Annotated in this window: 14 protein-coding genes and 1 tRNA gene; 8 read left to right on the top strand and 7 right to left on the bottom strand. The window is 57.1% G+C overall.

Annotated elements, in window-relative coordinates; all coding sequences use genetic code 11:
- The first annotated feature begins 389 nt into the window (after nucleotides 1–389).
- Nucleotides 390–1,496, top strand: a complete 1,107-nt coding sequence (locus tag ADB02_RS10620) for a histidine kinase (protein ID WP_222865240.1) — start codon at nucleotides 390–392, stop codon at nucleotides 1,494–1,496.
- 133 nt (nucleotides 1,497–1,629) lie between these two features.
- Nucleotides 1,630–2,283, top strand: coding sequence for a response regulator transcription factor (locus ADB02_RS10615; protein ID WP_048734423.1), 654 nt, complete (start codon nucleotides 1,630–1,632; stop codon nucleotides 2,281–2,283).
- A gap of 140 nt (nucleotides 2,284–2,423) precedes the next feature.
- Here the strand turns inward: ADB02_RS10615 and ADB02_RS10610 are convergent, their stop codons facing one another.
- Genes ADB02_RS10610 through ADB02_RS10600 form a run of 3 tightly spaced genes read right to left on the bottom strand, consistent with a single transcriptional unit; the run spans nucleotide 2,424 to nucleotide 4,345 of the window.
- Nucleotides 2,424–3,023: a hypothetical protein gene (locus tag ADB02_RS10610; protein WP_016421572.1), complete on the bottom strand. Its 600-nt coding sequence runs from the start codon at nucleotides 3,021–3,023 to the stop codon at nucleotides 2,424–2,426.
- A gap of 8 nt (nucleotides 3,024–3,031) precedes the next feature.
- Complete coding sequence (locus tag ADB02_RS10605; RefSeq protein WP_005511744.1) at nucleotides 3,032–3,706, bottom strand: hypothetical protein; 675 nt, start codon at nucleotides 3,704–3,706, stop codon at nucleotides 3,032–3,034.
- Nucleotides 3,707–3,751: 45 nt separating this feature from the next.
- Nucleotides 3,752–4,345 carry a hypothetical protein gene (locus ADB02_RS10600; protein WP_016421574.1) on the bottom strand — a complete coding sequence of 198 codons (594 nt, stop codon included), beginning with the start codon at nucleotides 4,343–4,345 and terminating at the stop codon, nucleotides 3,752–3,754.
- 518 nt (nucleotides 4,346–4,863) lie between these two features.
- Between ADB02_RS10600 and ADB02_RS10595 the strand changes: the two genes are divergently transcribed.
- The gene (locus ADB02_RS10595; RefSeq protein WP_049191052.1) at nucleotides 4,864–5,055 is read left to right on the top strand and encodes a hypothetical protein; all 192 of its coding nucleotides are present in this window, start codon (nucleotides 4,864–4,866) and stop codon (nucleotides 5,053–5,055) included.
- A 50-nt stretch (nucleotides 5,056–5,105) separates the two neighbouring features.
- Here ADB02_RS10595 and ADB02_RS10590 read toward each other — a convergent pair whose 3' ends face one another.
- Both ADB02_RS10590 and ADB02_RS10585 read right to left on the bottom strand, forming a co-directional pair.
- A complete protein-coding gene (locus tag ADB02_RS10590; protein ID WP_049191049.1) occupies nucleotides 5,106–5,873 on the bottom strand; it encodes an FMN reductase in 768 nt (255 codons plus the stop codon).
- Nucleotides 5,873–6,994 carry a CE1758 family FMN-dependent luciferase-like monooxygenase gene (locus tag ADB02_RS10585; RefSeq protein ID WP_049171747.1) on the bottom strand — a complete coding sequence of 374 codons (1,122 nt, stop codon included), beginning with the start codon at nucleotides 6,992–6,994 and terminating at the stop codon, nucleotides 5,873–5,875. The genes ADB02_RS10590 and ADB02_RS10585 overlap by 1 nt, the downstream gene beginning before the upstream one ends.
- Nucleotides 6,995–7,297: 303 nt before the next feature.
- On the opposite strand from ADB02_RS10585, the gene ADB02_RS10580 reads away from it, so the two are divergent.
- The 3 genes from ADB02_RS10580 (at nucleotide 7,298) to ADB02_RS10570 (ending at nucleotide 11,329) form a co-directional block, all read left to right on the top strand.
- On the top strand, nucleotides 7,298–7,834 hold the full coding sequence (locus ADB02_RS10580) for a YceI family protein (protein WP_016421578.1): 537 nt from the start codon (nucleotides 7,298–7,300) through the stop codon (nucleotides 7,832–7,834).
- A 149-nt stretch (nucleotides 7,835–7,983) separates the two neighbouring features.
- The gene (locus ADB02_RS10575) at nucleotides 7,984–9,354 is read left to right on the top strand and encodes a pyridoxal phosphate-dependent aminotransferase (protein ID WP_370449407.1); all 1,371 of its coding nucleotides are present in this window, start codon (nucleotides 7,984–7,986) and stop codon (nucleotides 9,352–9,354) included.
- 496 nt (nucleotides 9,355–9,850) lie between these two features.
- Entirely contained in the window at nucleotides 9,851–11,329 is a 1,479-nt protein-coding gene (locus ADB02_RS10570) for a YibE/F family protein (protein ID WP_049191046.1), read from the top strand.
- Here ADB02_RS10570 and ADB02_RS10565 read toward each other — a convergent pair.
- Together ADB02_RS10565 and dcd are read right to left on the bottom strand one after the other, a co-directional pair.
- The gene (locus ADB02_RS10565; protein WP_049191044.1) at nucleotides 11,326–12,708 is read right to left on the bottom strand and encodes a UDP-glucose dehydrogenase family protein; all 1,383 of its coding nucleotides are present in this window, start codon (nucleotides 12,706–12,708) and stop codon (nucleotides 11,326–11,328) included. The two genes, ADB02_RS10570 and ADB02_RS10565, sit on opposite strands and share 4 nt — an antisense overlap.
- A 201-nt stretch (nucleotides 12,709–12,909) precedes the next feature.
- A complete protein-coding gene (gene dcd, locus ADB02_RS10560) occupies nucleotides 12,910–13,491 on the bottom strand; it encodes a dCTP deaminase (protein WP_005511764.1) in 582 nt (193 codons plus the stop codon).
- Between the two features lie 207 nt (nucleotides 13,492–13,698).
- Between dcd and ADB02_RS10555 the strand changes: the two genes are divergently transcribed.
- Nucleotides 13,699–13,769 (top strand) — tRNA-Gly (locus ADB02_RS10555).
- Between the two features lie 172 nt (nucleotides 13,770–13,941).
- Nucleotides 13,942–16,332, top strand: a complete 2,391-nt coding sequence (locus tag ADB02_RS10550; protein ID WP_049191041.1) for an MMPL family transporter — start codon at nucleotides 13,942–13,944, stop codon at nucleotides 16,330–16,332.
- Nucleotides 16,333–16,339: the final 7 nt, after the last annotated feature.

Below are 16,339 nucleotides of genomic sequence, written 5' to 3'. Positions count from 1 at the left end.
GCCACCTCCACCGAGCAGGCCACTGAGACCCCAGCCGAGGAGACGCAGGCGCCGTCGGCAAGCGCTAAGAACCTTCCGCGCAACCAGCACGGAGTTCCGCTGCCAGGATCGGCGCGACGTAAGTAGCGCTCGCTAAGTAAGCAGGAATCCGCCCGAGAGGTTATTCTTCCCGGGCGGATTTTTTGTGCTTTACGACGATCCCTGCGCCACGGCATTAATCATGCAAATGGCACTCTCAACCGCACTGACAATATATTGATTACTGCATATTGATTACTGCATCCCGTTAGAGATGACCGCGTTGTGGTGTGGAAAGAGGTCTTGGCGTAGTGATTAAGAAATCGCTGTCACAGATAAGGGACTTTCTGAGGACTCCGGGGTCAGTGGAGATGGTCATTGCGCTGGTTCTCACGGCTCTCGATGCGCTAATTTTCCGCGAGAGCAACTCTGATCTGTTGTTGCCGACCATTATCGGTGGCCTTCAGGTCATTCTTGTTGCAGTGGCGACCTATCTGCCACTTTTTGCCATGGTGGTTGTCCCAGCGAATTTCTTGGCATTGACTTTCCTTCCCACAGAGCAGGCTCCAATGCAGATTTTCTGCGCGCTTCTCATCGTGGAAGTGATGCGTGCTAACAACAACAAGATGCCGGCGAGAATCACTGCGTTGCTCTTGTTGGTGATCTCAAACTACGACGTCAACACAAGTACTTTCGCACGTGACCATGTCGCGACCTTTGTGACAACACTGCTTTTTGTAATTGCCTACGCCATCGGCATGATGCGCAGTCGCTACAAAGAACAACGCCGGCGGGCAACGATTGAATCTAACCGCGCTCTGGAAGAGCAACGCCTTGAGTTGGCGACCGTACTGCACGACTCCACTGCCAAGTCCTTTACTCGCGTAACCATGCTGGCGCAGGCGCTCGCCATCGAGCGAGAAGGGACCGATGAAAAACTTGAAGAATCCCTGGAGGACATCGCAGAGACCTCCCGAGAAGGCCTGCTACAGCTTCGCCAGTTGCTTTCATTGCTGAAATCAGCTGACGACGAGAGTTCTTTGACCTCCGCTATCGGCCAGGATGAGCGAGTCCCCAGCATGAGCAGGGTGCTTCAACAGGCCAAGGATGAACTGCAGGAAGCTGGGTTTAACGTTTCGCTGGCCACGAAGATTGAAACCGAGCCCTCTTTGACGCAGATTTCAGAGGTTATCTCGCCGGCGCTGTCGGAGTTCTGCACGAACATTCAGAAGTACGGCGAACCGCAAACGAACGTTCACATTCTGGCGCTGAGCAACGAGGAAGATGGCTTCACGCTCGACATCAGCAATCAGATATCGAAGGCGCTACCGCATTTTCTGCCGCGGGCGATGCTCTCGAGCGGTTTGGGGCTTTCCTCACTGCATCGGCGAGTGCGACCATGGGACGGTTCCATCACGTCAGAACGAGAAGGAAATGTGTGGAATTGCAAACTCCACATGCCACCTACCAACCAGTAGGTTACGCTAGCGTAAGATTGGTGCAGTAGCTGCCTGTGACGAAGATATCTCTCGAAAAGTCCTGGTTAGCGTAGTAATATCACACGATGACAGATATTGTTCGGTTTTTATAACTTCTATGAAAGGTTCGCGGATGTCTGACATTAAGGTTCTCATTGTCGATGACGACCCACTTGTACTCTCGACGCTGCGAACCTATTTCAAGAAGGCACCGCATATCACCGTGGTCGATGAAGCCAGCGATGGCCACGAGGCTCTCAACATTATTGCCCGTGGTGGCGTTGACGTAGTTTTGACCGATATTCATATGCCTAACATGGACGGCGTTGAGCTACTTGAGCGCATTAAGAAGGTGGAGAATCCACCGAAATTCATCGCTATCACCTCATTTGATACCGATGAAACAATGCTGAAAATCTTGAGTCTCGGCGGAAATGGCTACATTCTCAAAACTGCCCGCCCGGAATCCGTCATTGGCACCGTTGAAGATGTTTTCCAGGGCGGCACCGTCATCTCACCGATTTCTGCGACTCGGCTGATTAAAACCCTGCCGTCCCGCAACATTTCCTCATACAGGATCACTCAAGCCGAGCGAGAGGTTCTCGGCCTGATCTGCCGCGGTAAGTCAAACCACGACATCGCCAAGGAACTCGGCAAGTCGCCGGGCACTATCAAGAAGCACCTCTCCAGCATGTTCAATAAGTTTGGAGCTACCTCTCGCCTGGACCTGGCGCTGAAAGCAATAGACGCAGGCTTCCACCCGCCGGCATCCGCTGCCGCAGAATAACCAGGGGCTCTGAGATTTGGCCGGTTAGCGGCTCTGAATTGAGCCTTTGCAGGCCCGAGATGGATAGCAAAAAGGGGCATATTCACTTTCGCGAATATGCCCCTTTTACCCGTGCTGAGTGTGGAGAGAGAACTGTGTAACTACTGGATGGTCACCTCGACATGTCGCTCGCGCGGAGCCACACCGAAGTAGGTGCGCCCAATTGGCTCCCACGTCTTCGAGTTGGCGTTGCAGCGAACAGTCTGTCCGGCGAACTCGTCAACCAGGAATCCCCAGCTCAGACGACCAGTTTCACCCTTGCGTACTTCGTATGGCCCGATCTTCTGCCCGAGGCTCCAAACCATCTCTCGGGAGTATTCCCAGGAGTACTTGCGGTTGAGCTCCTTGCTGACCTTCACACTGACAGAGATATTGGTCCACCACTTCTTGGTCTTGGACTCCTTGATGGTCTGCGTCAGCGGAATCGGCTCATCACCGATGTCATTCTTCGTAGAAACAACGCCCTCAACGTCGTAGCGAGAGCCGGTGATTTCCACGAACTCAGCCACCGAACCCGGAGCTTCACAAGTGGTTCCCGGTGCCGGACCGCGGTCAACTGCCGCCGGCTTGGGCACTGGTACCCACTCCTCCGGCGCGAACGGTTCACCGGCTCCTGGATTCGGGGCGGCCACCGCTGTCGGAGCACCGAGTCCGAGCGCAAAGACCGTCGTCAAGCACATGGCGACAACACGCTTTTTCATAACTGCTCCTAGTCGTTAATCGTGGCGGATGCCGGGCCGCCGTCACCGGAGTTACCGCTGACAGGCGCCCACTGCTGACGGTGCTCGCCCTCCTTGGTGGTCTTGTGCCAGACCACGAAGCGAGTCGACGGCCCCTTGCCGTTGTACTCACCGAAGTAGGGCTCACCGCGCCACAGGCCGGTCTTCTGGTCACAGGTGCGAACACGGCCAATGAAGGACTTCATGTGCACGCCGTAGTCTGCGCGAACGGTCTCACCGGGGTTGACGGTCACCGGGCCCAGCTTGTCGCCAACCGACCACTGACTGACCTCGACGATGCCGTACTTGTTCTTCACCCCGTGGAGGAACACGTCCCACATATTTCCGGAGCTCATGGCCTTCACAGACTCGTTGACTCCCTCTGTCACCTCGAGGGTGTACTGAATAGGGCGGTCAGTGCGGTTGGTGAATGAGTTAGTGCCGTTGTAGCGGTCCCATTCGTCGGTAATCCACTGTTCCCAGGGGTGACGCTTGGCATCCTTGACCGGGTCACATTTATCCGTATTGGTGAAACCGGTGTGGTGCTCATCCTGGTCAGGGGTCTGGGTCAGCGGGGTCGCCGCGGCCTGTCCAACGATGCCTGGTGCAAGAAGACTTGCACCCATCACCGCGCAGGCCAGGGCCTTCTTTTTCAGGCTCAACATGGAGAAACTTCCTTCTGCTTCGAGGCTTTAGGGGCTCTGGCCGCCTTAAACGGCGTACTCCTTGACCTGCGGAGCAGCACCGTCGACGGAGCGATCAGCTTCGTTGGCGCGCATGGAAACGCGAATGTGACGCTCCTTCGGGATGGTGCCCCAGTACGGACGACCCGCGTCAATCCACTTTCCGCCCTTACAGGTCAGGTGAGTACCTTCGAAGGACTGATTCAGGAAGCCATACTCCAGAACACCGGTGTAGCCAGGCTTGACTGGGTACGGGCCGAGGGTCTGGCCAACTTCCCAGGTCTGAGTGGACTGGTAGCCGGCGCTAAAGGTGACATGGAAGAGCTTGAGCAGGTCGAAGTCGACCGAACCGCCGACGTTCCAGGACTTGGTCTTGCCCTCCTTCAGGGTCTGGGTCAGCGGCAGGTCGGTGTCGCCGTAGTTAGCGACAGTCGCAGTACCTTCGACCTCGAACTTCGAGCCGGTGATCTTCAGGGACTGGCCGGACTGGCCTTCAACGGAGCAGGTGCCACCGACGGTGCCCGGGGTAGGGGCTGGGGCAGCTTCCGCCATCGGGGCGACAGCCAGCGAGGACATGGTAACCAGGGCTGCAATGGAGCCGGAGAGCAGGGTCTTCTTCACGGCGAAATCCTTTCAGGATGTGACGAGCAACTCGTAAGGAAATACTTGAACTGACACCTGCAAAGGTAAGTCGAAATTCAGCGTTTTGTAATGGAAAATTTTCGACTGACTTTACGACGGCCGCAGCGATTATCCACATAGTAAAAATGGAATCCCACCGATTTCTGTCACGCGAAAATACGACATCTAATTGACCCTGACCAGCAATTATGGGCGCAACAATAAGATTTCGTCGATCAATTTAAACGCATTAGAACTACGCCTTTTGAACCAATTCAAAAATGCCTCGGTCGGCCACTTGGTACTAGACAATCAACATTTCGGCCACTAGCCCACCTACATAAAGACACCAGAGAGTAGCCGAATGGCCACCCCCAGGCGCGGGCAGGTAGAGAGACCTCCACACTTCACACTCTTGATTAAATAGTTATGATTTCTTTATTAATCACTGGCGAAGTCCGGCAGTCCACAAAGCCCTGACACTTTGCCGAGGCAGATATCTTTCGGAGTACTACCTAATGTTTCGACGCACTTCCGTTCTTGCTACCACCATTGCATCCGCAGCACTTTCCCTGAGCGCGCTGACCGGCGCTCCGGCCGCTACCGCAGCACCGACAGCTACAACCAGCAGCGACGACCTGCAGGTTAAGGAATACGCTCTTTCCGATACCTTCTCTTGCGACTACTACAACCTCCCGTGGTGCCGCTAAAGAGCGCTGACCCCCTACCCCTCCTCTGCCGCCCCTTCACGTGAGCGCGGCTACTTCGCGGTGCCGTCGAGCCCCTCTAGAAGTGTGGCAAAATCCGTGACGTTAGTATCCACCCGCGTGTTTGTACTGCGTCGCCTGTTCGGCGCGCTGGCACCCTGATTCCCCTCGCTGGCCCCGCCCGCTGAATGCGCTGCACCCTTTTCTTCAGCTTCGTTCCCAAAATCTGGACCAAAACCGACTACTGCCGAGCGAACACCGACAAGGTACTCGGCAAGCTCACGAGCTGCACGCACGACGCGATTGTTCATCTCCGCGCCAGATACTCCGCCGGCGCCATTTCCGGCACCATCGCCAGCACCAAAGTCCTCAGTAGCCGCAAATACAGCAGTCGGCATAACCGTGCCGCGCAGGTAGCTAAACAGCGGACGCATCGCATACTCCAGCACCAACGAATGTCGTGCTGTGCCAGCCGTCGCAGCAATAATGACCGGCATAGAAGTCAGCGCATCCTTATCCAAGGCGTCGAAAAACATCTTGAACAACCCCGAGTAGGACGCTGCGAACACCGGGGTCGCGGCAATCAATCCATCAGCACCGCTGACAGTATCGAGGGCGGCGCGCAATTTTTCGTCGTAAAGCCCTGTGGACATCACAGTGCCGAGGCTGACAGCGAGTTCGCGCAGCTCGACGTACTCAACTTGGACCCCCTCGCCACGCTTGGAGACCTGCGCCTCGACGGCCTCCGCGATGCGGTCGGCAAGGATGCGCGTGGTTGATGGATCGGAAACACCGGCACTTACGACGACGAGCTTTTTCACTACTGATTCCTTTCAGCCGGGCGGACGAGAAGGTGCGGGGAATCTGCGCCCTCGGCAACCAGCGAGGCATGCGTCGGCGGGTCGGAAGGCACGTGCGCCGGACGGCGGCGCTCGAACTCTTCACGCAGGACCGGAACGATTTCGGTTCCCAGGATTTCAACCTGCTCCAACGCCATTTCCAGCGGCAGGCCGGCGTGATCGATAAGGAAGAGCTGACGCTGGTAGTCGCCAACGGCGTCTGCATAGCCCAGGTAACGTTCGATGATTTGCTCAGGCGTGCCGACGGTCAGTGGAGTGATGTTCTCGAATTCTTCCAGAGATGGCCCATGTCCATAGACCGGGGCATTGTCGAAGTATGGGCGGAAAATCTCCTTGGCCTTCTTCTCCGTCTCAGCGGCGAAGACCTGACCGCCAAGCCCGACGATTGCCTGATCAGCAGCACCATGACCGTAGTGCTCATAGCGCTGGCGGTAGAGATTGACCATGGCTGTGGTGTGCTCGATATTCCAGAAAATGTGATTATGGAAGAAGCCGTCCCCATAGAAGGCGGCCTGCTCAGCAATCTCAGTGGAGCGGATTGAGCCGTGCCACACGAAAGGTGCTACACCGTCGAGCGGGCGCGGTGTGGACGTAAATGACTGCAGCGGAGTGCGGAATTGACCTTGCCAATCCACATTCTCCTCACGCCAAAGGGTGCGCAGTAGGTGATAGTTCTCGATGGCCAGCGGAATTCCCTTGCGAATATCCTTGCCAAACCACGGATAAACAGGCCCGGTGTTGCCGCGGCCCATCATGAGATCAATGCGACCTTCGGAAAGGTGCTGGAGGTAGGCGTAATCCTCGGCGATGCGCACGGGGTCGGTGGTGGTAATCAGCGTTGTCGAAGTCGACAGAATCAGATTTTCGGTCTGTGCTGCGAGGTTGGCTAATAAAATCGGCGGATTCGCCGGTGCCACAAACGGTGGATTGTGGTGCTGGCCAGTAGCAAATACATCGAGGCCGACCTCTTCGGCCTTCTTCGCTAGGGCGACAGTTGCCTTAATTCGCTCATGTTCAGTAGGGATTTGTCCAGTCGTGGGATCTTTTGTGACGTCGCCAATTGTAAAAATTCCGAATTGCATAATTCTCAATCCTAAATAGCAGTTGTTGACATGTCAACGCCTGTTATGCTGGGCATAAGCACTTAAAACGACTCCATATGAACCGCCTCCAACCAAAGGAGCCTCGCCCAGCCATGACAAAACCCCGAGCCAATCGCCCGACCGGATGTGCGCTTCTAAAAAATATTCGGCATTTTCTTTGAACTTTGTTGACACATCATCACATCTAGAGTTATCGTTGACACGTCAACACCGGAAGTTGGTTCCGGCGGACAAAAATACTTCGAAACATTCGAGATACTTTTAACTTTTAGGAGATTCACTATGGCTCTTCAGTCTGGCAACTACGTTCTTGATGCACAGCACTCCACCGTTGGATTCACCGTTCGTCACGCAATGATTACCAAGGTTCACGGCCAGTTCACTGAGTTTGAGTCCGTTATTAATTTTGATGCCGACAAGCCGGAGAATTCCACGGCAAAGGCGACCATTCAGGCGAACTCCATCAACACCAACAATGAAGAGCGCGACAACCACCTGCGCTCGAAGGACTTCTTCGGCACCGACGAAAACCCAACCTTCGAATTCGTTTCCACCGCTATCGAGCTCCAGAGCGAAGAAAAGGCCACCGTTACCGGCGACCTAACCATCAACGGCATCACCAAGCCGGTCACCCTGGATGTCGACATTTTCGGCTCCGCTGAAGACCCATGGGGTCAGACTCGCGTTGGCTTCGAGGCAGCCACCAAGATTGACCGCACCGATTTCGGCATCGATTACAACGCTCCTATTAAGACTGGCGGCCTGCTCCTTGGCAACGAGATTTCCCTGCAGATCGACGGCTCCGCAGTTAAGCAGTAACTAGCAGCCAGAACCCCAGCTGCCCGCACCCCAGTAAAGCGTCCTGCATCCTCATGCAGGGCGCTTTTGCGCAATCAATGTGCAATTAATCTGCCCCCCGCTGTGAGAAAAGCATGGTGCGGGAGCAAAAAAGTGGCATGCTTAGACAGGTGAGTTCCAGTAAAGACACTTCCCAGGGCACCGAAACCACCAACGAGACAACGCAGGACGCTCAGGCTGCGCAGGCCGCTCAGGCCGAGCAGTCCCGTGCTGCCCGTGTTGCCGCCCGTCGTGGAAACATCAGGGCACCTCGCCGCACTCCACTGAAGACACTGGACCAATCCTCCAAGCTGCAGAACGTCCTCTACGACATTCGCGGTCCGGTGACTACTCTCGCCGAACAGATGGAGGCCGACGGCCACCGCATCATGATGCTCAACACCGGCAATCCGGCAAAGTTCGGCTTTGATGCACCTGACACCATCGTGCAGGACATGGTCCGCGCCCTCCCCCACGCACAGGGCTACTCCGAGTCCAAGGGTATTTACTCCGCACGCCGTGCCGTCGTCACGCGCTATGAGATGGACCCGGATTTCCCCCGTTTCGACGTCAACGACGTCTGGCTGGGCAACGGCGTCTCCGAGCTGATTTCCATCACCACGCAGGCGCTGCTCAACGAGGGCGATGAGGTCCTCATTCCAGCTCCGGATTACCCGCTCTGGACTGCAGCAACCACCCTCGCCGGCGGCAAGGCCGTCCACTACACGTGCGATGAGGAGAATAACTGGGCCCCGGATGTCGAAGACATTCGCTCGAAGGTGACGGATCGCACGAAGGCGATTGTCATCATCAACCCGAACAATCCGACCGGCGCGGTCTACACACGCCAGACACTCGAAGCCATCGTCGATATCGCTCGTGAGCACTCACTCCTGCTGCTTTCCGACGAAATCTACGACCGCATCCTCTACGACGATGCAGAGCACATTTCCACTGCCTCCTTGGCCCCGGATTTGCTCTGTATCACCTTCAACGGCCTGTCCAAGACCTACCGTGTGGCCGGCTACCGCGCTGGCTGGATGGTGCTGACTGGCCCGAAGCGCCACGCAGAGGGCTTTATCGAGGGCATCAACTTGCTGGCCAGCACCCGTCTGTGCCCGAATGTTCCTGCTCAACACGGCATTCAGGTGGCACTTGGCGGTTACCAGTCCATCGAGGACTTGATCTTGCCAGGCGGTCGCCTGCTGGAGCAGCGCAATGTCGCCTACGAGGGACTGACCTCAATTCCGGGCGTGAGCTGTGTAAAGCCGATGGGCGCCATGTACGCATTCCCGAAGCTGGATCCGAACGTCTACGAAATTCACGATGACGAAAAGCTGATGCTCGACATCCTGCGTGAAGAGAAGATCCTGATGGTCGGCGGCTCTGGCTTCAACTACCCGACGCCGGATCACTTCCGAATTGTCACCCTGCCGTGGGCACGCGACCTGAAGGAAGCTATCGAGCGCCTAGGCAACTTCCTGGTCAGCTACAAGCAATAGCAGTACTTAAGGTTGCGCACGCTACTGGTTCTACCCTTCTCACATATCGATGCGCTATTCACTTATGGCCGCACTGGAGCGCATCGATGAGTGAGTATTGCATCGATAGGTGAGCCATAGCGCTGATGACTACGGCTCGGCGCGCCGGAATGGCGGTACGCCTTCCGGTGCTGGTGCAGCGATTAGGTTATTAAGGGTGGGCAGGCATTCAAAAGATTCAATGAACTCTGACAACCAGCAACCTTTTCGCGTTGCTCCGGGTTCCGACATAGGTGCGCATCTCGACGTACTGAAGAACTCGAACAACGGCTCCCCTACCGGCCGGTTCCGGGCTGTCAATGCCGCGAATCAACCCAACTCTGCAACTTCGGCTGCCCCAGCACGACATGCAGAGCCTGCCGCACATTCAAAACCAGCACCGGCACGGCAAAACGAACCTGCGCAAGCCAAACCAAAACCAACGAAACCGCGGCACAACCCCACAAGAGCACGTCGCTTGCTGGCCACAGTTCTCACAGTTGCTGGTATTGCCACTTTCCTCGCAGTGATTGGGCTCTGGCCATCGGGTGAAGCTCCGAGCCCAGGGCCGGGATTCCTGCAGTCACAGACGTCAGCTGCAGAGACGGTCAAGGGAACCGTCGTAAAGCACAGCGTCGGCGCGTGCAATTCGCCTGACAACGGACGCGTCTTCGACGACCAGCCGCGGCCAGGGCTGACGGCTTCGCTCAACGACCCCGCGGCGCCGAAGTGCCAGCTCTCGGTCATTGAGCTGACCTCGGGTCCAGACGAGGGCAAGAAGACTCTGCTGGAGGCATCCGGCCTTCCCGGCGAGATTGAGCTGGAGGAGGGAGACAAGGTCGTCCTGGCAATTCACCGTCCAAACGCGGCCGGTACCGGAGCTGTCGACAATGGTGCCGTGCCGGATTCGGGGTTGATGACACCGGCTCCCGGAGTTGTGCCCGCGCCTGCCCCTGAGGGCGCAGAGGGTGAGCCTGCTCCTGATGCAGAGGCTCCGGCCCCAGCTCCAGCCCCGGAGCAGGAACCAGCACCTGAATCCGGTGCAGAAGCCCCCGCTGCCCCCGCAGCTCCTGCTCCCGCGGCCGACACTAATGTCGTCGACCTCGCACCTCATCAGGTTGTCGACACCGCTAGCATCGGCAACACCTACACCTTCCTGGACATGGATCGCACCACGACCATCTGGATGTGGCTCGGCGCAGCGGTGCTGCTCATCATCCTCGTCGGCATGACTCGCGGAGTCTTGAGCCTCATTGGTCTTGGCATCACGCTGGCCGCAGTGATGGGATTCCTGGTTCCGGCACTGCTACGCGGTGGCGATCCTGTGGCCTTAGCCATCACGGCGGGCGCGGCGATCCTCTTCCCGGTGCTCTTCCTCGTACATGGCATCAATTGGAAGTCAGCTTCCGCACTGGCGGGAACACTCACCACGATGGTGTTGGCGGCGGGCCTGGCCAACCTCGCAATCTCCACGTCACAGCTACGTGGTCTCGGCAACGAGGACAACCTGCTCATTCAGCTTTACCTGCCTGACGTCTCCGTCACAGGTCTGCTTCTGGCGGGATTCATCATCGGCGCGTTGGGCGTGCTTAACGACGTCACCATCGCCCAGGCCTCGACCGTCCAGGAGCTTTACGAAGCAGCTCCGCGGTCGCGGCCTATGGAGGTCTTCCGCTCGGCAATGCGCGTCGGTCGCGATCACATCGCGTCGATGGTCTACACACTGGTACTGGCGTACCTCGGCACCGCACTACCGCTATCGATTTTGTTAAGCGTCTCCGACCGGCCGCTGATGCAGTCGTTGACCTCCGATGTCGTGGCCACAGAGCTGCTGCGTTCCACCATCGGTGCGGTGGCTTTGGTACTCGCAGTGCCGATTACCACCCTCATCGCCGCCTATACCGTGGCCCCGGAGGGTATGAAGTTTCCGAAGCGCTCGAGGGCGGCTAGCATTTAGCCGCGGCCGAGGCAGGTGACATCCCAGCCTGCGGCACGCCACTGATCGGCTGGCAGGCAGTTGCGGCCGTCGAGCACTGCTGCACGCTTGACCAGCTTCTTCGCAGCCACCGGGTCGATGTCGCGGAACTGCTGCCACTCGGTGGCGACGACAACCATCTCCGTGCCTTCCAGGGCAGCTTCGATGCTCGGTGCGTACTCCAAGGTCGGGAAATTCTTCTTGGCGTTCTCCATGGCCTGCGGGTCGTAAACGCTTACCGAAGCGCCCGCCAGAGACAGCGAACCGGCAATCGACAGCGCCGGGGAGTCACGCACATCGTCAGAGTTCGGCTTGAAAGCCGCACCCAGCACGGTCACGGTGTGGCCGAGCAGCGAGCCGCCGAAGCTACCGCGTACCAGGTCAACGGTCTTTTCACGGCGACGCATGTTGATTGCATCGACCTCACGCAGGAAGGTCAGCGCCTGGTCAACGCCCAGCTCACCGGCGCGGGCCATAAATGCGCGGATATCCTTCGGCAGGCAACCGCCGCCGAAGCCCAGACCCGCGTTGAGGAAGCGGCGGCCAATTCGGGCGTCCATACCGATGGCGTCGGCAAGCGTAGTGATATCCGCACCTGTGACCTCACAGATTTCAGAGACCGCGTTGATGAAGGAAATCTTGGTGGCGAGGAATGCGTTCGCCGACACCTTCACCAGCTCTGCGGTGGCAGTGTCCGCGACGATAAGCGGCGTCTCGCGCTCGAAGATAGGACCGAAGCACTCGCGCAGGCTGGCCTCGGCAATCGATTCGACCTCCTGACCAGCACCATTGAGGATCATGCCCGGCTTCTGGGTGCCCAGCACCACACGGTCCGGCTCGAGAGTGTCCTTTACTGCGAAGCCCTCACGCAGGAACTCCGGGTTCCAGGCGATTTCGAGGCTGGTGTTTTTCAACTGCTCATCACCAGCTGCTGCGCGCTCACTGATCATCTTCGCAGCTAGCTCCTGCAGGCGCGGTGCGGTACCGACGGGCACAGTGGACTTACCAAACACTAAATGCTTGCCGACGACGCGCTTAGCCAATTCGGTAATGGCGGCGTCCACATAGCGAACATCGGCAGCGTACGAGCCCTTAACCTGCGGAGTTCCGACACCTACGAAGTGGACGTTCGCAAATTCAACGGCTTCGTCGTAGTTAGTGGTGAAACGTAGTCGCCCTGACTCAACGTGCTTCTTTAGCAGTTCGGGCAAGCCAGGCTCAAAGAAAGGAACTTGGCCTGCGGACAATGCCTCAATCTTGGCGGGATCAACATCTACGCCGAGAACCTCGTGGCCTAACTCCGCCATCGCCGCGGCATGAGTGGCGCCAAGGTAACCCGTACCAATAACCGTAATACGCATAAGGGCTATTATTTATCGAAAGATAAAAGGCCATCAAGCCGATTTAACCCTTAAATGGTGTGAACTAAAGGCCCATATTTAGGCTTTTCACCTGCGAAAACTCTTTATTGAACAATTGTTTCCATTTCTTCACCAAGAATTCACTCGGGGCTATTCACAATTCATTTATATTCCGAGTTCATATCCCGAGTTTCAGGTGCCTTATTCCTCATCGCGGAAGTTCAGGTACGCACGCGACGGCGTCGGGCCGCGCTGCCCCTGATACTTCGAACCGAGCTTGCCGGAACCGTAAGGCACCTCTGCCGGCGAGGACATCTTGAACAGTGCCAGCTGGCCGACCTTCATGTTCGGCCACAGTGCGATAGGCAAGTTCGCCACATTGGATAGCTCCAGCGTGATGTGGCCTGAAAACCCTGGGTCAATAAAGCCGGCGGTCGAGTGCGTTGCCAGGCCCAGACGCCCCAGCGAAGACTTACCTTCCAGGCGGCCTGCCAAGTGCGGAGGAATAGTGAAGTACTCCAAGGTCGATGCCAGGACGAACTCGCCCGGGTGAAGAATGAAGGGCTGCCCTTCTGGAACCTCGTGCGGGGACGTCAGTTCTTCCTGTGGCAACTTCGGATCGATGTGTGTGTACTGCGAGTTGTTAAAAACTCGGAAGAACTTGTCCAGACGCACGTCGATGGACGAAGGCTGAATCATCTTCGGGTCAAAAGGATCAATGCCGAGATGGCCGGAGCCTTCGGCATCGATAGCGGCACGAATATCACGATCTGAGAGCAACACATAGACCAGCTTAACCGCTCTGTAATGCACAGCGTGTGCGGGTTGCAGGATATGCCCCCGATAAATTCAACGGAGATGCTGCCAACCAATTTTTTCGACGCGAATCGAGAGTGCTACATTGAAGTTACAGAGGGCGACTGATTGCCTGCATGTCACATCTACTGTGCCAATCCCGTGGCATGCTTTTAATCATTCCGCCTACTGTGTGCCGATGTAGTTCAATGGTAGAACTCCTGCTTCCCAAGCAGGCGGCGCGGGTTCGATTCCCGTCATCGGCTCTCTAATGAGGCTCAGCGTCAAGCTAAGCCTCTTTTTTGTTTCCGCTACTTTTCAGCTACACCCCACGGTGCCAAAACAACCAAAACTACTCCGAGTAACACATCCGAGTAACACTTTTGCGCAGTACAAACTCGTTCGAAAATATCTTCCGCTTATGAAAATATTATCGTTATGGCTTCCTTTTTATACAGAATCGGGCGATCAGCGTATCTGCACCGTTGGCGTTTCTTAATCGTTTGGTTACTACTCATCGCAGGCATGGGTACCGCGACGGCAACGCTGTACAACGGTACTTCTGAAAACTTCACTATCCCTGGTCTCGAGTCTGTAGAGACGCAGGAAGAGATCCAGCAGCGGTTCTCCACCGATGAGGACCAGCTGCAGGCTCCTACAGGCACTGTGGTGGTCAAGGCCCCTGAGGGCAAGACTCTTGAAGACCCAGCTGTTGCTGGCGAGGTCAATGAGCTTGTCGCCGCCATGCGAGATGCAAAAGGTCTGACCAAGACCGAAGAAATTGTCCCGCCCATGATGGCGGCTGAGGGGATGAGGCAGCAGGCCATACCTGCAATGCAGGCTCAGGGCTTCCCAGAGGAGCAGATTAACTCCAACCTGGAGGCCGTCTCCCCACTGAGTGCCGATAAGACCACCGGCACCATTTCCGTGACTTTTGATGCGGCCACCAGCATGGATATCGATAAGGATACCCTGGATACGTTCACCGCAACCGTCGAAAAGCACAAGGGCGATCTGAAGGTTGCTTGGTCCGGCAATGCGTTCCAGACGAGCGAGGTTTCCGGCACTGCGGAAATTATCGGCATCATCGTTGCTGCGATCGTACTGATTGTCACATTCGGCAGCTTCGTCGCGGCTGGTTTACCGTTGTTGTCGGCTGTGATCGGCCTGGGAATCGGCATGGCAGGCATCTTCGCCGCCACCGCTTTCACCGACACTATTTCCACCATGACGCCGACGCTGGCGTCGATGATTGGTCTGGCCGTCGGCATCGACTACGCGCTGTTCATCCTGGCGCGCTTCCGCAATGAGCTGGTCGCGCACGCGGATGTCTCCAACCTTGAGCCGAAGGAACTGGCAGCCGAGCTGAAGAAGATTCCGCGCGATGAGCGCGCTCACCTGGCCGGACTCGCCGTAGGCAAAGCTGGCTCTGCAGTCTTGTTCGCAGGTCTGACCGTACTGATTGCACTGGCTGCGCTGTCGATTATTAATATCCCGTTCCTCACCACCATGGCACTGGCTGCAGCGTTTACCGTCGCTATGGCGGTGCTCGTTGCCATCACGCTGCTGCCAGCTATTCTCGGCCTGTTTGGTACCAAGGTTTTCGCCGGTCGCGTGCCATTCGTGAAGGCACCGGACCCGGAGAACGACAACCCCACCATGGGGCTGAAGTGGGTTCGCATCGTGCGCAAGCGTCCGCTGGCGTTCGTGTTGGGTACCGCAATCGTTCTGGTTCTGCTGGCAATCCCGGCAGCCAATCTCCGCCTGGCCATGCCTTCCGACGGCATGATGGCCAAGGGCTCGCCAAACCGCACGGCATACGAAATGACCGAGGAGGCCTTCGGCCCCGGTCGCAACTCCCCGATGATTGCACTGGTCGATTACAAGGATCTCGCTGCTCCGGAGAAGCAGAAAGCGATGCAGATGGCTCTCACCGAGCTACAAGGTATCGATGGCGTTGTAAATGCCCAGGTCATTGCCACTAATGGCAATCCACAGGATCCGCGCGATATCGGCGATTCCGCCCAGATTCTGGTCACTCCTAAGTACAGCGCCACCGATGAGCGCGCTGCTGACCTGTTGCAATCCATTCGCGACGCCGAAGGCAAGTACAACGAGGACACGGGCGCCCGCTACTCCATCACCGGTGTTTCGCCCATGTTCGAGGACATCTCGCAGCGGCTTTCCGACGTGCTGTTGCCCTACATCGGCATCGTGCTGGTCTTGGCCTTCCTACTGCTGATGCTCGTCTTCCGCTCCATCTGGGTGCCACTGGTGGCAGCTTTCGGCTTCGCACTGTCTGTGGCCGCAACCTTTGGTGTCACGGTGGCTCTGTGGCAGGAGGGCGCCCTGGGTATTATCGATGACCCGCAGCCGCTGATTTCCTTCCTTCCAATCATGCTGATTGGTATCGTCTTCGGCCTGGCCATGGACTACCAGGTCTTCCTGGTTACCCGTATGCGTGAGGGCTGGACGCACGGCAAGACAGCTGCTAATGCAACGGCAAATGGTTTCAAGCACGGCGCTCGCGTGGTCACCGCTGCGGCACTGATTATGATCTCGGTGTTCGCCGCCTTCATCCTGATGGATGAACCGTTCATTAAGGTCATGGGCTTTGCCCTGGCAACCGCTGTGCTCTTCGATGCCTTCATCGTCCGTATGACCTTCATCCCGGCCATGATGTTCCTGCTCGGCGAGCGCGCCTGGAAGATTCCGGGCTGGCTGGACAAGATCCTTCCGTCCGTGGATGTGGAGGGCGAGAACCTCAATAAGCAATTCAGCAATACTGAGGTAGACGCTAAAGCTGGTGTAGCTGCTGAAGCCAAGTAATACCAGC

This window comes from Corynebacterium sp. 212_CJEI, assembly GCF_001055915.1.
Classification (GTDB): domain Bacteria; phylum Actinomycetota; class Actinomycetes; order Mycobacteriales; family Mycobacteriaceae; genus Corynebacterium; species Corynebacterium jeikeium_D.
Note: the sequence above shows the minus strand (reverse complement) of the source record. Positions and strands in the feature narration are given on the sequence as shown.